General features: G+C 71.8%; 14 protein-coding genes. 8 read left to right on the forward strand and 6 right to left on the reverse strand.

What is annotated here, in order from left to right; all coding sequences use genetic code 11:
- The first annotated feature begins 124 nt into the window (after positions 1–124).
- The 6 genes from OHT52_RS21685 to OHT52_RS21710 are packed head-to-tail and all read left to right on the forward strand — an operon-like array spanning position 125 to position 8,130.
- Entirely contained in the window at positions 125–1,378 is a 1,254-nt protein-coding gene (locus tag OHT52_RS21685) for an ROK family protein (protein WP_328721841.1), read from the forward strand.
- Positions 1,375–2,247, forward strand: coding sequence for an ABC transporter permease (locus tag OHT52_RS21690; RefSeq protein WP_328721842.1), 873 nt, complete (start codon positions 1,375–1,377; stop codon positions 2,245–2,247). Before OHT52_RS21685 ends, OHT52_RS21690 begins: the two co-directional genes overlap by 4 nt.
- Positions 2,244–3,014, forward strand: coding sequence for an ABC transporter ATP-binding protein (locus tag OHT52_RS21695; RefSeq protein ID WP_328721843.1), 771 nt, complete (start codon positions 2,244–2,246; stop codon positions 3,012–3,014). The genes OHT52_RS21690 and OHT52_RS21695 overlap by 4 nt, the downstream gene beginning before the upstream one ends.
- A gap of 60 nt (positions 3,015–3,074) precedes the next feature.
- Positions 3,075–4,064 (forward strand): aliphatic sulfonate ABC transporter substrate-binding protein, encoded by a 990-nt coding sequence (locus OHT52_RS21700; protein WP_328721844.1) that lies wholly within the window; start codon positions 3,075–3,077, stop codon positions 4,062–4,064.
- Entirely contained in the window at positions 4,061–5,599 is a 1,539-nt protein-coding gene (locus OHT52_RS21705) for a sulfatase-like hydrolase/transferase (protein WP_328721845.1), read from the forward strand. Before OHT52_RS21700 ends, OHT52_RS21705 begins: the two co-directional genes overlap by 4 nt.
- Positions 5,596–8,130: a family 43 glycosylhydrolase gene (locus tag OHT52_RS21710; RefSeq protein WP_328721846.1), complete on the forward strand. Its 2,535-nt coding sequence runs from the start codon at positions 5,596–5,598 to the stop codon at positions 8,128–8,130. Before OHT52_RS21705 ends, OHT52_RS21710 begins: the two co-directional genes overlap by 4 nt.
- Positions 8,131–8,230: 100 nt before the next feature.
- On the opposite strand, the gene OHT52_RS21715 is transcribed toward OHT52_RS21710, so the two are convergent.
- Together OHT52_RS21715 and OHT52_RS21720 are read right to left on the reverse strand one after the other, a co-directional pair.
- Positions 8,231–9,808, reverse strand: coding sequence for an MDR family MFS transporter (locus tag OHT52_RS21715; protein WP_328721847.1), 1,578 nt, complete (start codon positions 9,806–9,808; stop codon positions 8,231–8,233).
- 106 nt (positions 9,809–9,914) lie between these two features.
- Positions 9,915–10,520, reverse strand: coding sequence for a TetR/AcrR family transcriptional regulator (locus tag OHT52_RS21720; protein ID WP_328721848.1), 606 nt, complete (start codon positions 10,518–10,520; stop codon positions 9,915–9,917).
- A gap of 217 nt (positions 10,521–10,737) precedes the next feature.
- On the opposite strand from OHT52_RS21720, the gene OHT52_RS21725 reads away from it, so the two are divergent.
- Complete coding sequence (locus tag OHT52_RS21725; protein WP_328721849.1) at positions 10,738–11,148, forward strand: VOC family protein; 411 nt, start codon at positions 10,738–10,740, stop codon at positions 11,146–11,148.
- A 52-nt stretch (positions 11,149–11,200) separates the two neighbouring features.
- Here OHT52_RS21725 and OHT52_RS21730 read toward each other — a convergent pair whose 3' ends face one another.
- The 3 genes from OHT52_RS21730 to nirB all read right to left on the reverse strand — a co-directional run bounded on the left by OHT52_RS21730 (position 11,201) and on the right by nirB (position 15,210).
- Positions 11,201–12,124 (reverse strand): oxidoreductase, encoded by a 924-nt coding sequence (locus OHT52_RS21730; protein ID WP_328721850.1) that lies wholly within the window; start codon positions 12,122–12,124, stop codon positions 11,201–11,203.
- A gap of 105 nt (positions 12,125–12,229) precedes the next feature.
- Positions 12,230–12,598, reverse strand: coding sequence for a nitrite reductase small subunit NirD (gene nirD / locus OHT52_RS21735; RefSeq protein ID WP_443046631.1), 369 nt, complete (start codon positions 12,596–12,598; stop codon positions 12,230–12,232).
- Positions 12,598–15,210, reverse strand: coding sequence for a nitrite reductase large subunit NirB (nirB, locus tag OHT52_RS21740; RefSeq protein ID WP_328721851.1), 2,613 nt, complete (start codon positions 15,208–15,210; stop codon positions 12,598–12,600). The genes nirD and nirB overlap by 1 nt, the downstream gene beginning before the upstream one ends.
- Before the next feature lie 319 nt (positions 15,211–15,529).
- On the opposite strand from nirB, the gene OHT52_RS21745 reads away from it, so the two are divergent.
- Positions 15,530–16,321: a TSUP family transporter gene (locus tag OHT52_RS21745; RefSeq protein WP_328721852.1), complete on the forward strand. Its 792-nt coding sequence runs from the start codon at positions 15,530–15,532 to the stop codon at positions 16,319–16,321.
- A 36-nt stretch (positions 16,322–16,357) separates the two neighbouring features.
- On the opposite strand, the gene OHT52_RS21750 is transcribed toward OHT52_RS21745, so the two are convergent.
- Positions 16,358–16,999, reverse strand: a complete 642-nt coding sequence (locus OHT52_RS21750) for a class F sortase (protein WP_328721853.1) — start codon at positions 16,997–16,999, stop codon at positions 16,358–16,360.
- Positions 17,000–17,076 lie beyond the last annotated feature (77 nt).

Here is a 17,076-nt window from a genome sequence, read left to right on the forward strand (position 1 = left end):
AGCCTTTGCCGCCGTGGCGCGGCTCCACCGTGCCACGACGGGAGGAGGCGCGCGGCCCCGCGCAGCTCATTGCGGCAACATGAATATTTTTCCGGGAGGTTGACGAAAAAATTCGGGCCTCCTCATGCTGGGGCCCATGCACTCCCACAGAGGCCCCCTCGCACAGCTGAGGCGGGGCCATGAAGAGCGCGTGCTCGGCCTGCTGCGCCGGCACGGCCAGTTGAGCCGCGCCGAACTGGGGCGGCTCTCGGGGCTCTCGCGCACCACGCTGTACGACATCGTGGCGACCCTCGTCGCGGGCGGTGCGGTGGTCCCGGGCGCGGCCGACCCCGGGCCGCGCAAACGCGGCCGTCCCGTCGAGCACCTGACCCTGGACCCGGCCGCCGGACAGGCGCTCGGCATCGACTTCGCCCGCCGCTCGGTCCATGTGGCCGCCGCCAACGTCGCGCACGAGATGATCGGTTCGGCCAGCCTCGCGCACCCGCCGGACCTCCCCTGGGAGGGCCGCGTCGACCTCGCCGAGAAGCTCGTCGCCTCGCTGGCCGGAGGGGCGCTGCGACTCTCCGCCCTCGGCGCCACCGGTGCGGTCGGCGTGGGCGTCGTAGGGCCGGTGCGCCGTACGGAGACCGAGGACCTGCCGACGGCGCGGGGGCACCGGGGCACCCGGCCGGGCGGCGGTCACGGGGGTGCGCTCGCCGACCTCGTGGAGCTGCTGACCCACCGCTTCGGCGCCCCCGTGCTCATCGACAACAACACCCGTCTCGCCGCCCTCGCGGAGGCCACCTGGGGCGCCGCGGCCGGCAGCCCCGACGTGCTCTACCTGCGGCTCTCGCACGGCGTCGGCGGCGGCCTGGTCGTCAACGGCGCTCTGCACCGGGGCGTCGACGGGCTGGCCGGCGAACTCGGCCACATCACCGCCGACCCGGCGGGCGGCCCCTGCGAATGCGGCGGCACCGGCTGCCTGGAGACCGTCGCCTCCGTCGGGGCCGTGCTCGCCGCGTACCGCGAACGGGGCAAAAAGGCGCGGGACTTCGCCGCGTTCCTGGCCGCGCTGGAGGACGGGGACACGGTTGCCGAGGACGTGCTGCGCAGGGCCGGGACCCTCGTCGGGACCGTCCTCGCCTCGGTGGTGGGCGCCCTCGGCCCCAGCACGATCGTGCTCGGCGGTGAGCTCGCCCAGGCCGGCGAGGCCCTGCTCGGCCCGGTCGCCGAGGCGCTCGACGCCCACGTCCTGCCGCTCGCCCGGGACCGCGTGACGCTGCGCCCCGCCGCGCTCGGCGAAGCGGGCGGCGCGCACGGCGGCGTCGCCCTGGCCCTGCACGAATCGCCGCTGCTCGCCCGCTACCCGGGCCCGGCACTCCCCGAGGACGACGCATGACGACCCCGTACCAGCCCCTCGTCGAGGATTCCCCCGCCGAGAAGGTCTCCGCCGCCCCGGACGACCCGACGCCCTCCCCGCCCGGCGGCCGTGCGGCCCGCACCGGCAGGCGCGGCGGGCGTTCCTTCCTCTCCTCGCTCGGGCTCAACCTGCTCGCGCTCGTCGTGGGCCTCGGCGTCTGGGCCCTGCTGAACCCGCTCGGCTACGACGTGCTGCCCGGCCCCGGCGAGGTCGCCTCCCGGGCGGGAGAGCTGATCTCCGACGGCACCCTCGCCGGCGACGCCCTCGCCAGCGTGCGCCGGGTACTGACCGGCTTCGCCCTGGGCACCCTGGCCGCCGTACCGGTCGGGTTCCTGATGGGCTGGTACCCGGTGGCCCGGGGCCTGCTGGAGCCGTACGTCCAGTTCTTCCGGACCGTCCCGCCGCTGGCCCTGATCCCGCTCACCATCGTGCTGATGGGCATCGGCGAGACGCCCAAGATCTTCGTGATCTTCCTCGCCGCGTTCCTCTCCAGCGTGCTCGCCGCCTTCCAGGGGGTCGTCGGAGTCGACCGCACCCTGATCGACGCGGCGCGGGTGCTCGGCGCGAAGGACGGGACGATCTTCCTCAAGGTCGTCGTCCCCGCGTCCGCGCCCTTCATCCTCGTCGGCATGCGGATCGGCCTCGGCTCCGCCTGGGGAACCCTGGTCGCCGCCGAACTCATCGCCGCCCCCGAGGGCTTGGGCTTCCGCATGCAGCAGGCCCAGCTCTACTACGACCTCCCCACCATCTTCGTCGGGCTGATCTCCATCGGAGTGCTCGGCCTGGTGATGGACCGGCTGCTCCTCGTCGCCGAACGACGCCTCACCCACTGGCAGGAAACCCGATGAACGCCAAGATCTCCTTCCGCGGGGTCTCCCGGACCTACCCCGTGAAGAACACGGTCTTCACCGCGCTCGACGACGTCTCGCTGGACATCGGCGACGAGGAGTTCGTCACCGTCGTCGGCCCCTCCGGCTGCGGCAAGTCCACCCTGCTGAACCTCGCCGCCGGACTGGCCGAACCCACCTCCGGTACGGTCCTCGTCGACGGGAAGCCGGTCACGGGGCCCGGCCCCGAACGCGGCGTGATCTTCCAGCAGTACGCCCTCTTCCCCTGGCTGACCGTGCGCGGCAACGTCGAGTTCGGGCTCAAGCTCGCCTCCGTGCCGGCGGCGGAGCGCAAGGAGCGGGCTCAGCGGGCGATCGAGCTGGTCGGCCTCGGCGACTTCGCCGACGCCCTGCCCAAGACGCTCTCCGGCGGCATGAAGCAGCGCTGCGCCATCGCCCGCGCCTATGCCGTCGATCCCCAGGTCCTGCTGATGGACGAGCCGTTCGGCGCGCTGGACGCGCTCACCCGGGTACAGCTGCAGGACCAGTTGCTGGACACCTGGAGCCGCGACCGGCGGACCGTCCTCTTCATCACCCACGACGTGGACGAGGCCGTCTACCTCGCCGGACGCGTCATCGTGATGGCCGCCCGGCCGGGCCGTGTCCACCAGGTCATCGACGTCGGCCTGCCGTACCCGCGCACCGAGGCGGTCCGGCTCTCACCGGAGTTCGCCGACATCCGCAACGCCGTCTGGCAGGCCGTCTACCACCAGCCCGCCGCGGTCTGACCGGTTCGCCGGACCCCGTCTTCCTCCGCACACCCACACCCACCGAAGGATCGTTCCGCCATGAGTCTCTTCCCGCGCGCCCTCGCGGCCTCCGCCGCCGTGTCCGTCCTGGCACTCTCCGTCACCGGATGCTCCGGGGACTCCGGCGATTCCGGCGGCGGCACCGCCAAGGTGCGCTTCGGCTACATCAGCGACTACAACGGCGCCAGCCTGCTCGCCATCGCCGACCAGCAGGGTCTGTGGAAGAAGGAAGGGCTCTCGCCCCAGTACAGCGTCTTCACCAACGGCCCGCTCCAGATCCAGGCGCTCGGCGGCGGCTCTCTCGACTTCGGCTACATAGGCCCCGGGGCGATGTGGCTGCCGGCCACCGGCAAGGCCGAGGTCGTCGCCGTGAACACCCTCGCCTACGCGGACCGGGTCATCGCCCAGCCCGGCATCAAGACCATCCAGGACCTCAAGGGCAAGAAGGTCGGCGTCCCCGCCGGCACCTCCGGAGAGATGGTCCTCAACCTGGCTCTCCAGAAGGCCGGGATGAAGCCCGAGGACATCACCAAGGTTCCGATGGACCCGGCCACCGTGGTCTCCGCCTTCGTCTCCGGGCAGATCGACGGCGCCGGCCTCTGGTACCCGCTCATCGACTCCATCAAGGCGAAGAAGCCCGGCCTCAACGAGGTCGGCTCCACCAAGGACTTCTCCGACAAGGCGTTCCCCACCGCGTTCGTCTCGGGCACCAAGACCGACAAGGGCCTCACCACCAAGGTCGTCAAGGTCCTCCAGCAGGCCAACGACTACCGGGCCGCCCACCCCGAGGAGGCGATCGACGCCGCCGCGAAGCTGCTGAAGGTCGACCGCGCCAAGGTCGCCGCCGACGCCGCCAACGTGAAGACGATGACCACCGCCGACCTGGTGGCGAAGACCGGTGACGGGACCGTCGCCTCCTGGCTCGACGGCCTCGGCGAGTTCTTCGTGTCCACCGGCCAGCTGAAGTCCGTGCCGAAGTCGGACACGTACTACGAGGGCGACCTCTACACGAAGGCGTACGCCAAGTGAACCTGCTGTTCCTCATGACCGACCAGCACCGGGTGGACACCCTCGGCGCTTACGGCAACCCGCACGTCAGGACCCCGAACCTGGACCGGCTCGCCGCCACCGGCACCCGCTTCGACCGGTTCTACACCCCGACCGCCATCTGCACCCCCGCCCGCGCCAGCCTGCTCACCGGCCAGGCCCCCTTCCGCCACCGCCTGCTCGCCAACTACGAGCGGAACGTGGGCTACCTGGAGGACCTCCGGGACGACGTCTTCACCTTCCCGGCCGCCCTGAAGGAGCGCGACTACCAGCTCGGCCTGATCGGCAAATGGCACGGCGGTACCCGCCGCAACGCCGCCTCCTACGGCTTCGACGGCCCCGACCTGCCCGGCTGGCACAATCCCGTCGACCACCCCGACTACCTCGGCTACCTGGAGGAGCGGGGCCTGCCCCCGTACCGCATCTCCGACCACGTCCGGGGCACGGCACCGGCCGGCAACCCCGGGAACCTGCTGGCCGCGCGACTGCACCAGCCGGTGGAGGCGACCTTCGAGTACTACCTCGCCACCCGCGCCATCGAGCAGCTGGAGAAGTACGCGGCGGACGGGCGGCCCTTCTTCCTGGCCACCCACTTCTTCGGCCCGCACCTGCCCTACCTGCTGCCCGACTCCTACTTCGACCTGTACGACCCCGAGTCGGTCGAGCTGCCGCCGTCGATCCACGAGACCTTCGAGAACAAGCCGCCGGTACAGGCGAACTACAGCGCGCACTGGGCCTTCGACACCATGCCGCTGGAGGTCAGCCGCAAACTCGTCGCCGTCTACTGGGGTTACGTCACCCTCATCGACGAGCAGATCGGACGCATCCTGACCCGCCTGGACGAACTCGGCCTGGAAGACGCCACGTCGGTGTTCTTCACCGCCGACCACGGCGAGTTCACCGGAGCCCACCGGCTGCACGACAAGGGCCCGGCGATGTACGAGGACATCTACCGCATCCCCGGGATCGTGCGCGTTCCCGGTGCCCCGCCCCAGGTACGCGACGAACTCGTCAGCCTCACCGACTGCACCGCGACCCTGCTCGACCTGGCCGGGATCGATCCTTCCCAGGCCGTGGACAGCCGCTCCCTCCTCCCGCTGGTACGCGGCGAACACCCCGACTGGGCGCCGGAACTGGTGGCCGAGTTCCATGGCCACCACTTCCCGTACCCGCAGCGGATGATCCGCGACGACCGCTACAAGCTGGTCGTCAACCCGGAGTCCGTGAACGAGCTGTACGACCTCGTGGACGACCCCCACGAGCTGGAGAACCGCTACCAGGACCCCGGGACGGCGCCCGCGCGCGACCGGCTGATGCGGCGGCTCTACACGCTGCTGCGCGACCGGGGCGACAACTTCTACCACTGGATGACGTCGATGTACGACATCGGCGGCTCGGACGCCGACGTCACCCTCAGCTCCTTCGAACCGGACGGCACGACCCCGACCGCACCGGCCCGCGACCACCCGGCGGGCGCGACGGCCACGGGAACCACGGAGACCACGGAGACCCGATGAGACGCACCCGCAGCACCCCCGCACGGCCCCGCGGACTGCCCCGCTGGGCGGCCCCGGCGGCAGCGCTGATCTGCCTCTTCACCCTCGCCACGGCCCCCTCCTACGGAGTCGAGGCGGCCCAACGGCCGCAGGATCAGCACGCCGCCGAGGCCCCCCGGGCCGCCGCCCCGGCCACGTACACCAACCCGGTCACCGCCGGGACCGTCGACACCTTCCCCGACCCCGCGATGATCCGGGGCAAGGACGGCTACTGGTACGCCTACGGCACCCAGAACCCGGTCTTCCAGACCCAGGGCGAGGACGGCGAGCGCATCCTGCCGATCCTGCGCTCCTCGGACATGGTGAGCTGGAGCTACGCCGGTGAGGTCTTCACCCCTCAGACCCGGCCCGCCTGGCTCCAGGGCTCGCGGCTCTGGGCACCGGACATCCACTACGCCTTCGGGCAGTACTACCTCTACTACTCCGTCCCCGGCCGGGGCACCGTCGGCCTGGTCACCGGCCCCACGCCCACCGGCCCGTGGACCGACAAGGGCGCGGTGCTGCCCACACCCAGCGGCTGCCCCACCGGCAGCATCGACCAGGCCCAGTTCACCGACACCGACGGAACTCCCTATCTCTACTGGGGCAGTTACGACACCATCTGCGTCGCGAAGATGAACGGCGACCGCACCCGCGTCGAAGGCGCCGTCACCCAGGTCGCGCGCGGCCGACGGGTCGAGGGCGGGTTCGTCGTCCGGCGCGACGGCTACTACTACCTCTTCTACTCGGACGCGGGCTGCTGCGACGGCGCGTACAGCGGCTACCAGGTGAAGGCCGGCCGCTCGACCAGCCCCACCGGCCCCTTCACCGACGACGAGGGCACCGACCTGATGGCCCTCGGCAGCAAGGGCGGCGTGGTCGTCGGAGCCAACGGCGACCGGTGGATCGGTCCCGGCCACAACGCCATCCAGACCGACCTGTCCGGTCAGGACTGGCTCGTCTACCACGGCATCCCCAGCGAGTCGCCCGACCTCGCCCCGGCCTCCGGCGGCACCCTCAAGCTGTCCCGGCGCCCGATGCTCATCGACCGGCTCGACTGGATCGACGGCTGGCCCGTCGTCCGCGCAGGTACCGGCCCCTCGGACACCCCGACCGCCGCACCCGCCACCACCTGGAGCGCCGGCGGCACCTTCGAGACCGGCCTGACCGGCTGGCGGACAAAGGGCGCCACCCCGGCCGGCTGGACCACCGCCGGCGAGACCGACGGCCACGGCTACGTCCGGTACGCCCCCGCCCCGGGCTCCACCGCCCCCGGCTATCTGGTCTCCAACGGCACCGCCCCCGCCGCCGTCCGCGCCGAGGCAGACCTGAGGGTCACCGCCGCAGGGGGTGCGGCGGGACTGACCCTCGCCCACACCGACGCCGACAACCGGGTCGCCGTGTGGCTGGACCGGGCGAAGAACGCCCTGGTCACCGAGGTCCGGGTGAAGGGCGTCGCCCAGGCGGACCAGCTGAGCGCCCTGCCCACCGGGTTCTCCTGGAACACCTGGCACACCGTCTCCGCCGAGATCCGGGGCACCCGGCTCACCGTGGAGGTCACCGGCGACCGGCTCCGCGACCCCGTCGCCGAGCAGACCCGCACCCTGCCCGCCGCGGCCGTCCACGCCGGATCGGTCTCCGCCGCCGCCAAGGGCGCGGGGGCCGAGGCCGACAACGTCGGCGCCACCGCGCTCTTCACCCCGGTCACGGAGCGGGCCCCCGTCGCCCGGCCCGGAGCCCTGCTCCCCGCCTACAGCGACGAGTTCGACACCACGGCCCTCCCCGGCACCACGTCCGGCTCCGCCTGGAGCTGGGTGCGCGGCCCCGCCGCCGGCACCACCATGGTGAACGGGGCGCTCTCCTGGCCCACCTCCGACACCGAGCTGTACCTCGGCGACAACACCGCCCCGGTCCTGCTGCGCCCCGCACCCACGGGCGACTACACGGTGGAGACCGAGCTGCACTTCACCCCCACCACCAACGCCCAGCAGGCGGGGCTGGTGCTCTACGAGAACGACGACCGCTGGTTCAAGCTCACCCACTCGGTGCTGCCGCTCAACAACGGCAACGGAGCCATGCTCCACGTGACCGAGTTCGGCAAGGAGGGCGAACGCCCCACCACCACCCCGCCGACCGCGGTCGCCAACGCGCCGATGTTCGGCGGCCCGACCGCCGACACCCTCTGGCTGCGGCTCACCCACCACCTCGACACCGCGAACCAGGAGCACGAGGTCCGCGCCTCCTCCAGCCGGGACGGCGTGCACTGGACGCTGAGCGGGGTGTGGACGCTGCCGGTCAAGGGTGACCTCAGGATCGGTCTGATCTCCGACAACCACACGGGTGCGGTGGCCGACTTCGCGTACGTACGGACGTACGGGCCCGCCGCGACCACCCTCGCCCCGGCACGGCCGGAGGCGTCGAAACCCGCGCACGGGAAGCCGTCGCACGGGAAGCCCGCGCACAGGAAGCCCGCGGTGAAGCCCGCGGTGAAGCCCGGCCGGGCGAAGAAGTAGGGACGGGAGAGAAGGGGCAAAAGGAGAGGACGTACGGATCAGGGCCGGCGCCGGAGACATCCGGAACCGGCCCTGATCGGCTGTGCGGGGGTGGAGCGGGTCAGTGCACCGGCACGGTGGGCGGCTGCTGCTCGCCCTCCTCGGCGAGCCGCTCCAGACCGCTCTTGGTCTTCAGTGGCTTCTCCTTGACGAAGAGGACCGCGACCAGTGCGAGCAGCGCGAAGGGCGCACCGGCGAGGAAGACGGAACCCGTCGCGACGCCGTACGCGTTCTCCACGATCACGCGGGCCGATTCCGGCAGGGTCGTGAGGTCGGGGATGGCCCCGTCGCCGCCGCCCGACGCGGAGCTGCCGAAGCCCTTCTCCAGCTCGGACGCGACCCGGTGGCTGAGGACCGCGCCGAGCGCGCTGGTGCCCACCGCGCCGCCGAGGCTGCGGAAGAAGGAGAGGGTGGACGTCGCCGCGCCGAGTTCGGCGGCGGGCACGTCGTTCTGCGCGGCGAGTACCAGGTTCTGCATCAGCATGCCGACGCCGATGCCGAGGACGGCCATGCAGGGCGCGATGACGAGGAAGGACGTACCGGCGCCGATCGTGGAGAGCAGGCACATACCGGCGGTCATGATGACGCCGCCGGCGACCAGGAACGCCTTCCACTTGCCGCGCCTGCTGATGATCTGCCCGGCGACGGTGGTGGAGACCATCAGGCCGAGGATCATCGGCAGGCTCATCAGACCGGCGGTCGTGGGGGACTTGCCCAGCGAGATCTGGAAGTACTGCGACAGGAAGACCGTGCCGCCGAACATCGCCACACCGACGAGGAAGCTCGCCACGGTGGTCAGGGAGACGGTCCGGTTCCGGAAGATGCTCAGCGGGATCATCGGTTCCTGGACCTTCGACTCGACCAGGACGGCCAGCGCGATCAGAACGGCACCGCCGACGACGAGCGCGGCCGACGGGCCGGAGACCCAGTCGAACTTCGAGCCGCCGAGCGTCACCCAGAGCAGGAGTGCGCTGACCCCGGCCATGATGAGGAAGGCGCCGAGGTAGTCGATCTTCGCCTCGCGGCGGACGACGGGCAGCTTGAGCGTCTTCTGGAGCAGGAAGATCGCGAGCAGCGCGAACGGTACGCCGATGAAGAAGCACCAGCGCCAGCCGAGCCACGAGGTGTCGACGAGCACGCCGCCGATCAGCGGGCCGGCGACGGTGCCGACCGCGAAGACGGCGCCGAAGATGCCGGAGAACTTGCCGAGTTCACGCGGCGGGATGATCGAGGCCATCACGACCTGGGCGAGCGCGGTGAGACCACCGGCGCCGATGCCCTGGAGCACCCGGCTGATGATGAGCACGGTGACGCTGTGGGAGAAGCCGGCGACCAGCGAGCCGACGACGAACATCGACAGGGAGCACTGGAGCAGCAGCTTCTTGTCGTAGAGGTCGGAGAGCTTGCCCCAGACCGGCACGGTCGCCGTCATCGCCAGCAGCTCGGCGGTGACCACCCAGGTGTACGCGGACTGGCTGCCGTGCAGGTCGGTGATGATGCGCGGAAGCGCGTTGGCGACGACCGTCGAGGCGAGGATGGCCACGAACATTCCGGCCATGAGCCCGGACATGGCCTGGATTATCTGACGGTGGTTCATGGTTGAGGACACCCGGGCTTCGGGCGTCACGGCAGCGGACATCGGCTGGCGTACCTCTGGTTTCTGATGGTGTGGCCGGCTCCGGGGAGCGGCGGACGGGCCGGCCCGGGGGCGGGCCGGCGGGGTGTGTGACGGCTCGACGTACCCGTCACTCGCCGAGACCGGCGGCGAGCTCGTCGAACGCTTCGTCGTAGAGGGCCAGGAAGGCGCGGGACCGGCCGGTGGCGGTCCAGATCTCCACGGCGGCCCGCACGGTGGCGATGGTGGCGTGCACCAGCAGCCGCGGGCGCAGACCGGTCTTGGGGTCCTGGCCGAGTCGTTCGGCCACCGCCGCGATCAGTGCCTCCTCGTCCGCGCCGCGTGCCGCGAGGAAGCGGGGGAAGAGCGCCGGGGTGCGGTCCAGCACGGTGCACTGGAGTCCCCACCGCTCCGGCGCGTCCTCGAAGTGGGCCAGTTCCTCCCCGAGGACTTGGCGGAGCACGGCGAGCGGGCCGAGGCCGGCCGGGGCCGAGAGGACCGCGGCGCGGGTCCGTGCGGCGCTGTCCGGGTCCGGTACGAGGATCGCGTCGTCGAGGTGGGCGAAGTAGTTGAAGAAGGTCCGTACCGAGACTCCGACCGCCGCGGTGACCGCTTCGACCGTCACCTGGTCGAGCCCGTGCTCGGCCGCCATGCGCAGGGCCGTGTCGGCCAGCGCTTCGCGGGTCGCGCGCTTCTTGCGTTCGCGCAAGCCGGGCGTCGGGGGAGAGGAGGTCACGAAGGTGCATGCTATGCAAAAGTGCACAGTCTGCAAAGTTCATTCTTTCTGAGGCAATCCTGTGCTCCGGGCGATGAGTTCCCGGCGTGTGGGCCGTCTACCTCTACGAGAGCGCGCGCAGGCGCGGCCAGGATGGCCGAGCCACCCGAGGGGACAGCCCCGGGGCGCCCGACCGCCGCCGAATCCCGGCGGCGGCGAACGGAGGAGTGGGACCACCATGGAAAAGATGATCTTCGTGAACCTCCCGGTGAAGGACCTGGACGTCAGCAAGGCCTTCTTCGAGAAGCTCGGCTACCACTGCAACCCCGGCTTCACCGACGAGCACGCCGCCTGCGTCGTCATCAGCGACACGATCTACGCCATGCTGCTCACCGAACCGCGCTTCAAGGACTTCGCCACCAAGGAGATCGCGGACGCCGCGAAGACGACGGAGGTCATGCTCTGTCTGAGCGCGGAGAGCCGCGCCGAGGTGGACGAGACCGTCGACGCGGCACTGGCCGCCGGAGGCTTCCCGGCCGGCGCGACCCAGGACTACGGCACGATGTACGGCCGCTCCTTCCAGGACCCGGACCACCACGTCTGGGAGGTCATGTGGATGGACCCGGCCGCGGTCGCCGAACGCTCCTGACGCCCCCCGGGCCCCGGTTCGCGGCCCCGGGGCCCCGGTTCATGGCCCCGGTTCACAGCCCCGGGTACCGCACCCCGGTGAGCTGCTGGGACGCCGACCAGAGCCGCTCGCCCGCCACGTCGTCGCGGGTGCGGCGCGCCCGCCACGACGGAGCGGGCGCGCCGCGCACTCCCAGCGGTCCCGGGCCGGTGAACGAGTCGGGGCGCACGCCCGGCGCCGTGGCCGCGTACAGCACGGGCAGCGCCCCGGCCGTCGCGGTCTGGGCGAGCAGCAGATTGCCGAGCCCCATCACCCGCTCCCTGCCCCGCCGCCGTTCCAGCCGCGGCCCCGCCGTCGTCAGGTTGGTGGAGGCGTACCCCGGGTGGGCCGCCGCGGCCACGATCGGCGATCCGGACCGGGCCAGCAGCCGGGCGAACTCGTGGACGAAGAGCAGGTTGGCGGACTTCGACGCGCCGTAGGCGATCCAACGCCGGTAGTGGTGCTCGCTGTTGAGATCGCCCATGTCGATGTCGGCCAGAAGGTGGAGCCCGCTCGACACGGTCACCACCCGCGCCTTCCCGGCGGCGCGCAGGGCGGGCAGCAGCAGACCGGTGAGGGCGTAGTGCCCGAGGTGGTTGACGCCGAACTGGGTCTCGAAGCCGTCGGCGGTCCGCCCGTACGGCAACGCCATCACGCCCGCGTTGTTGACGAGCAGGTCGATCCGGTCCGGGGCGTGCGAGGCCGCGAACTCCCGGACCGAGGCGAGGTCCGCCAGGTCCAGCGGTACGAACGCCACGTCCGCCTTGGACACCGCCCGCCGGATGCGGTCCGCCGCACCCTGCCCGCGTTCCTCGTCCCGGCACGCGAGCAGCACCCTGGCCCCGCGCCGGGCCAACTCCCGCGCCGTGACGAGGCCGAGGCCGCTGTTGGCCCCGGTGACCACGGCCGTACGGCCGCTCTGGTCGGGGATGTCGTGCGTGTTCCAGCCCTGGATCATGCGCCCAGGGTACGACCGGTGCGCGCGGCCGTACGGTCCGGCGTCCGGGAACGCGGGAAGGCCGGTCCCGGACGCGTGGCCCGCGTGCGGGACCGGCCGCGGGCTCTACGCCTCCCGGAGCTCGAACGCCTCCACCGACACCTCGTCGTCGTCCAGGCAGGCGCCCGTCGCGAGGTCGAACCGCTGCTTCAGCAGCGGCGAGGCCACGAAGGGCCGTCCGTCGGCCGATCCGAGCAGCCCGCGCGAGAGGACGTACGCCCCCGTGAACGGGTCCCGGTTGTCGATCGCGTACGCCCGCCCCGCCCGGTCCGTGAACACCGCCACCTGGCGCCCGTCCGGGAGCAGCGCCGCCACCCCGCGCCCGGGGACCAGCAGAGAACGCTCGCAGAGGCTGAACCAGCCTCCCTCGTAGGCGAGTTGAACCATCGTGCCGAGGCCCGTCGTGGGTGCCTGGGCCGTCGTCGTCACCGTCATCAGGATGCGGTCCCTTCCAGGGTGCGGATCGCGAGCACCGGGCCCGCGAGGATGTCGAGGTCGGGCTTGATCTGGTCGCGCTCGGGCACGAAGCGCACCGAGGGGTCCGGCGCGTCGGGCGCGTTCACGAAGGTCACGAAGCGGCGCAGCCGCTCGGGGTCGTTGATGGTCTCGGCCCACTCGTCGCGGTAGCCCTTCACGTGGTCGGACATCATCCGCTCCAGCTGGTCGCAGAGCCCGAGCGAGTCGTGGACCACCACGTCCCGCACGTGGTCGAGGCCGCCCTCGATCCGGTCCAGCCAGGCGGACGTGCGCTCCAGCCGGTCCGCCGTGCGGATGTAGAACATCAGGAACCGGTCGATGAGGCGCACGAGTTCGGCATCCGACAGATCCTGGGCGAGCAGGTCCGCGTGGCGCGGGGTGGCTCCGCCGTTGCCGCCCACGTACAGGTTCCAGCCGCCGGCGGTCGCGATGATCCCGAAGTCCTTGCCCCGGGCCTCCGCGCACTCGCGGGCGCACCCGGAGACCGCCGACTTGAGCTTGTGCGGAGAGCGCAGACCCCGGTAGCGCAGCTCCAGATCGATCGCCATCTTCACCGAGTCCTGCACGCCGTACCGGCACCAGGTCTGCCCCACGCAGGACTTGACCGTCCGCAGGGACTTCCCGTAGGCGTGGCCCGATTCGAACCCGGCGTCCACCAGCCTCGTCCAGATCAGCGGGAGCTGGTCGACCCGGGCGCCGAAGAGGTCGATCCGCTGACCACCGGTGATCTTCGTGTAGAGCCCGAAGTCGCGGGCCACCTCGCCGATCACGATCAGCTTCTCCGGGGTGATCTCGCCGCCCGGGATGCGCGGCACGATCGAATAGGAGCCGTTCTTCTGGAGGTTGGCGAGGAAGTGGTCGTTGGTGTCCTGGAGCGCCGCCTGCTCGCCGTCGAGCACGTAGCCGCTGGCGCCCACCGTGGGGGCGAGCGAGGCGATGATCGAGCCGACCGTCGGCTTGCAGACCTCGCAGCCGTCACCACCGCGCGCCGCCTGGCGGCCGTGCGAGTCGAGGAGTTCGGCGAAGGTGGTGATGCCCAGGGTGCGCACGATCTCGTAGAGCTCGCTGCGGGTGTTCGCGAAGCAGCCGCACAGGCCCGCGTCCGCGCTCTGCGGCAGAAGCTGGCCGATGACCTTGACGCAACTCCCGCATCCCGTACCCGCCTTGGTGCACTTCTTCACCTCGGGCAGGGTGGTGTGCTCGCAGATCGCGCCCTTGGTCACGTTGTGGCAGGAGCAGATGACGGCCTCGTCCGGCAGCGAGGACGGGCCCAGCACGACCGGGGTTCCCGCACCGGCCGGCAGTACCAGCTGCTCCGGGGACACCGGCAGCACCGTGCCGGTCATCGGGCGGAGCATGCCGTACTGGTCGGCGTCCCCGACCAGCACCCCGCCGAGCAGGGTGCCGTCCGCGCCGATCACCAGCTTCTTGTAGACCCCCGAGCGGGAGTCCGCGTACACCACGTCGAGGCAGCCCTCGGTCGCGCCGTGCGCGTCGCCGAACGAGGCCACGTCCACGCCGAGCAGCTTCAGCTTGGTCGACAGGTCCGCCCCGGTGAACGACGCCTCCTGGCCCGCGATCACCCCGGCGGTCGTCACCGCCATCTCGTAACCAGGGGCCACCAGCCCGTACACCCGGCCGTCCGAGGCCAGTGCGCACTCGCCGATCGCGAACACCGCCGGGTCGGAGGTGCGGCACTCCGCGTCGACGACGATCCCGCCGCGCGGACCGACCTCCAGACCGCAGTCGCGGGCCAGCTGGTCGCGGGGCCGGACACCCGCCGAGAAGACCACCAGATCGGTGGCGAGCGTCGAACCGTCCGAGAGCGCCATGCCGTTGACGGCGCCGTCCTCGCCGGTGGTGACCTCCTGGGTGCCGACGCCCGTGTGGACGCTCAGCCCCATGGACTCGATGGTGCGCAGCAGCGCAGCCCCGCCGCCCTCGTCCACCTGGACCGGCATCAGCCGGGGCGCGAACTCCACCACGTGCGTCTCCAGGCCGAGCCCCTTGAGCGCGCCGGCCGCCTCCAGGCCGAGCAGCCCGCCGCCGACCACCGCGCCGGTCGTCGCGTTCTTCGCGTACTCCTCGATGGCGAGCAGGTCCTCGATGGTGCGGTAGACGAAGCAGCCTTCCGCGTCCTTGCCGGGCACCGGCGGGACGAACGGGAAGGAGCCGGTGGCCAGCACCAGCGTGTCGTACCCGAAGGAGAGCCCGGAGCGCGAGGTGACCGTGCGGCCCTCGCGGTCCACGGTCTCGGCCGGGTCGCCGACGTGCAGCTCGATGCCGTGGGTCTCCATGAAGCCGGTCTCGACCATGGAGAGTTCCTCGGGCGAGGTGCCGGAGAAGTACGAGGTCAGGTGGACCCGGTCGTAGGCCGGGCGGGGCTCCTCGCAGAGCACGACCACCCGCGGGCCGCCGGCCGCCGGGGTCAGGCCCCGCTCGGCGAGCGCCTCCAGGAACCGCTGGCCGACCATGCCGTGTCCGACGACCACGATCGTGTGCGCGGAGGTGGCGGCGGAGGCCGCGGAGACCGCGGAATTCGGGGAAGTCGGGAAGGGGGACACCGGCATCTCAGAAGCCTCCGTCGTCGGTCTGCGGGTGGAGCGGGGACGTACCCGGCGGGGGGCGTCGGCCGTCCTGCCGGATGCGGTCGGGTCGCACCCGCCGCTCGTCATGGCACAGACGATGGGCGGTCGGTGTTACCCGACCGCATCCCGTCTGTTTCCCGGGAGGAACCTTGCGCTCAGCACGGGCCGGCGGTGGGTGTGAGGGGCGCGCCCGGGGGCCGACCGGTAGCCGACCGGTGGCCGACCGGGAGCCGCGCGACGGAGAACCGTGCAGGTCGGGGCGGGTGCGGGGCACTCGATGCCGTCGCTTAATGTCCTGTGCATGCCTGACATAACCCTGACCACCGTCGTCCTGCTCTGCCTGGCCGCCTGCGCGGCGGGATGGATCGACGCGGTGGTGGGCGGGGGTGGCCTGCTGCTCCTGCCCGCCCTGCTGCTGGGGCTCCCGCACCTCCCGGCCGCGCAGGTGCTCGGCACCAACAAGGCCGTCGCGATCGTCGGGACGAGCGGCGCGGCCGTGACCTACGCCCGCCGGGCACCGGTGAAGGTCGGCACGGCGGTACGGATCGGATTGATGGCGCTCGCCGGGTCGATGACCGGGGCGTTCTTCGCGGCCGGGATCAGCAGTGACGTGCTCCGGCCGGTGATCATGGTGGTGCTGCTCGCCGTCGCCGCGTTCGTCCTGCTGCGCCCCTCGTTCGGCACGGCGACCGCCGGTGACGGGACGGACCGGCGGGTGACCCGGGCCCGTACGGTCACCGCGATCGTGCTGGTCGGCGGCGGGATCGGCCTCTACGACGGGCTCTTCGGGCCGGGCACCGGCACGTTCCTGGTACTGGCGCTGACGGCTGTGCTCCACCTCGACCTGGTGACCGCTTCCGCCACCGCCAAGATCGTGAACGTCTGTACCAACGCGGGTGCGCTCGTGATGTTCGCCGTCCAGGGCACCGTGCTCTGGCAGCTCGCCGCGCTGATGGCGGTGTTCAACCTCGCGGGCGGACTGGCCGGGGCGCGGATGGCGCTCAGCAGGGGCACCGGGTTCGTCCGGGGCGTGCTGCTGGTCGTCGTCTTCTCGCTCGTCGCCAAACTGGGCTTCGACCAGTTCACGGGCTGAGGCGCGCCCGGGGCGTCCAAGGCGTCCAGGACTCGCTCAGGCGGCTTCCCGTACGTCCGTGAGGTGGGCGTAGACCACCACGTTGCCCTGGTAGCCGGTGTCCTTCGAGAAGCCGCCGCCGCAGGTGATCAGCCGCAGCGCGGCGTAAGGCGCCTTCCCGTAGACACGCGTACTGGGGAAGCCGTCGTTCTCGTACACCTCGATCGCGTCGATCGAGAAGACGGCGGTGCGCTCGTCCTGCCGCACCACCTCCACCCGGTCGCCACGCTTCAGCGCACCCAGACCGTAGAAGACCGCCGGGCCCTTCGCGTTGTCCACGTGCCCCGCCACGATCGCGGTGCCCCGGGCGCCCGGCTCGGTGCCGTCGCCGTACCAGCCGGCCAGGTTGCGGTCCTTCTCCGGCGGCACGTCCAGGCTGCCGTCCGGGCGCAGGCCGAGCGGGGTCATCGGCGCGTCCACGTCGATCTCGGGGATGCGGACGCGCACCGGTACGGACGGGTCCAGCGGCTCGGCCACGGGTGACCCCGGCAGGAGCTGCGGCCCGGCGGCGAACGCCTCGGCGGTGGACGGCTGCGGTGGCACCACCTGGGTGTCCGCACCGTTCTGGATCAGCCAGACACCGGCCAGCACGGCGACGCCGATCAGCCAGGCCTTGCCCTTGTGCGCCGTCTGGGACACGGTGCCGTCCTTCTCGTCACGGGCCTGGGGGCCTGCGGGTCCACGGGGGCGTACGGGTTGTACGAGGGCGTACGGGG

This window comes from Streptomyces sp. NBC_00247, from assembly GCF_036188265.1.
Taxonomy (GTDB): domain Bacteria; phylum Actinomycetota; class Actinomycetes; order Streptomycetales; family Streptomycetaceae; genus Streptomyces.

Coding starts and splice junctions, on each gene's coding strand:
- OHT52_RS21685 (WP_328721841.1), top strand. CDS start 125: ATGCTGGGGCCCATGCACTCCCACAGAGGCCCCCTCGCACAGCTGAGG.
- OHT52_RS21690 (WP_328721842.1), top strand. CDS start 1,375: ATGACGACCCCGTACCAGCCCCTCGTCGAGGATTCCCCCGCCGAGAAG.
- OHT52_RS21695 (WP_328721843.1), top strand. CDS start 2,244: ATGAACGCCAAGATCTCCTTCCGCGGGGTCTCCCGGACCTACCCCGTG.
- OHT52_RS21700 (WP_328721844.1), top strand. CDS start 3,075: ATGAGTCTCTTCCCGCGCGCCCTCGCGGCCTCCGCCGCCGTGTCCGTC.
- OHT52_RS21710 (WP_328721846.1), top strand. CDS start 5,596: ATGAGACGCACCCGCAGCACCCCCGCACGGCCCCGCGGACTGCCCCGC.
- OHT52_RS21715 (WP_328721847.1), bottom strand. CDS start 9,808: ATGTCCGCTGCCGTGACGCCCGAAGCCCGGGTGTCCTCAACCATGAAC.
- OHT52_RS21725 (WP_328721849.1), top strand. CDS start 10,738: ATGGAAAAGATGATCTTCGTGAACCTCCCGGTGAAGGACCTGGACGTC.
- OHT52_RS21730 (WP_328721850.1), bottom strand. CDS start 12,124: ATGATCCAGGGCTGGAACACGCACGACATCCCCGACCAGAGCGGCCGT.
- nirD (WP_443046631.1), bottom strand. CDS start 12,598: ATGACGGTGACGACGACGGCCCAGGCACCCACGACGGGCCTCGGCACG.
- nirB (WP_328721851.1), bottom strand. CDS start 15,210: ATGCCGGTGTCCCCCTTCCCGACTTCCCCGAATTCCGCGGTCTCCGCG.
- OHT52_RS21745 (WP_328721852.1), top strand. CDS start 15,530: ATGCCTGACATAACCCTGACCACCGTCGTCCTGCTCTGCCTGGCCGCC.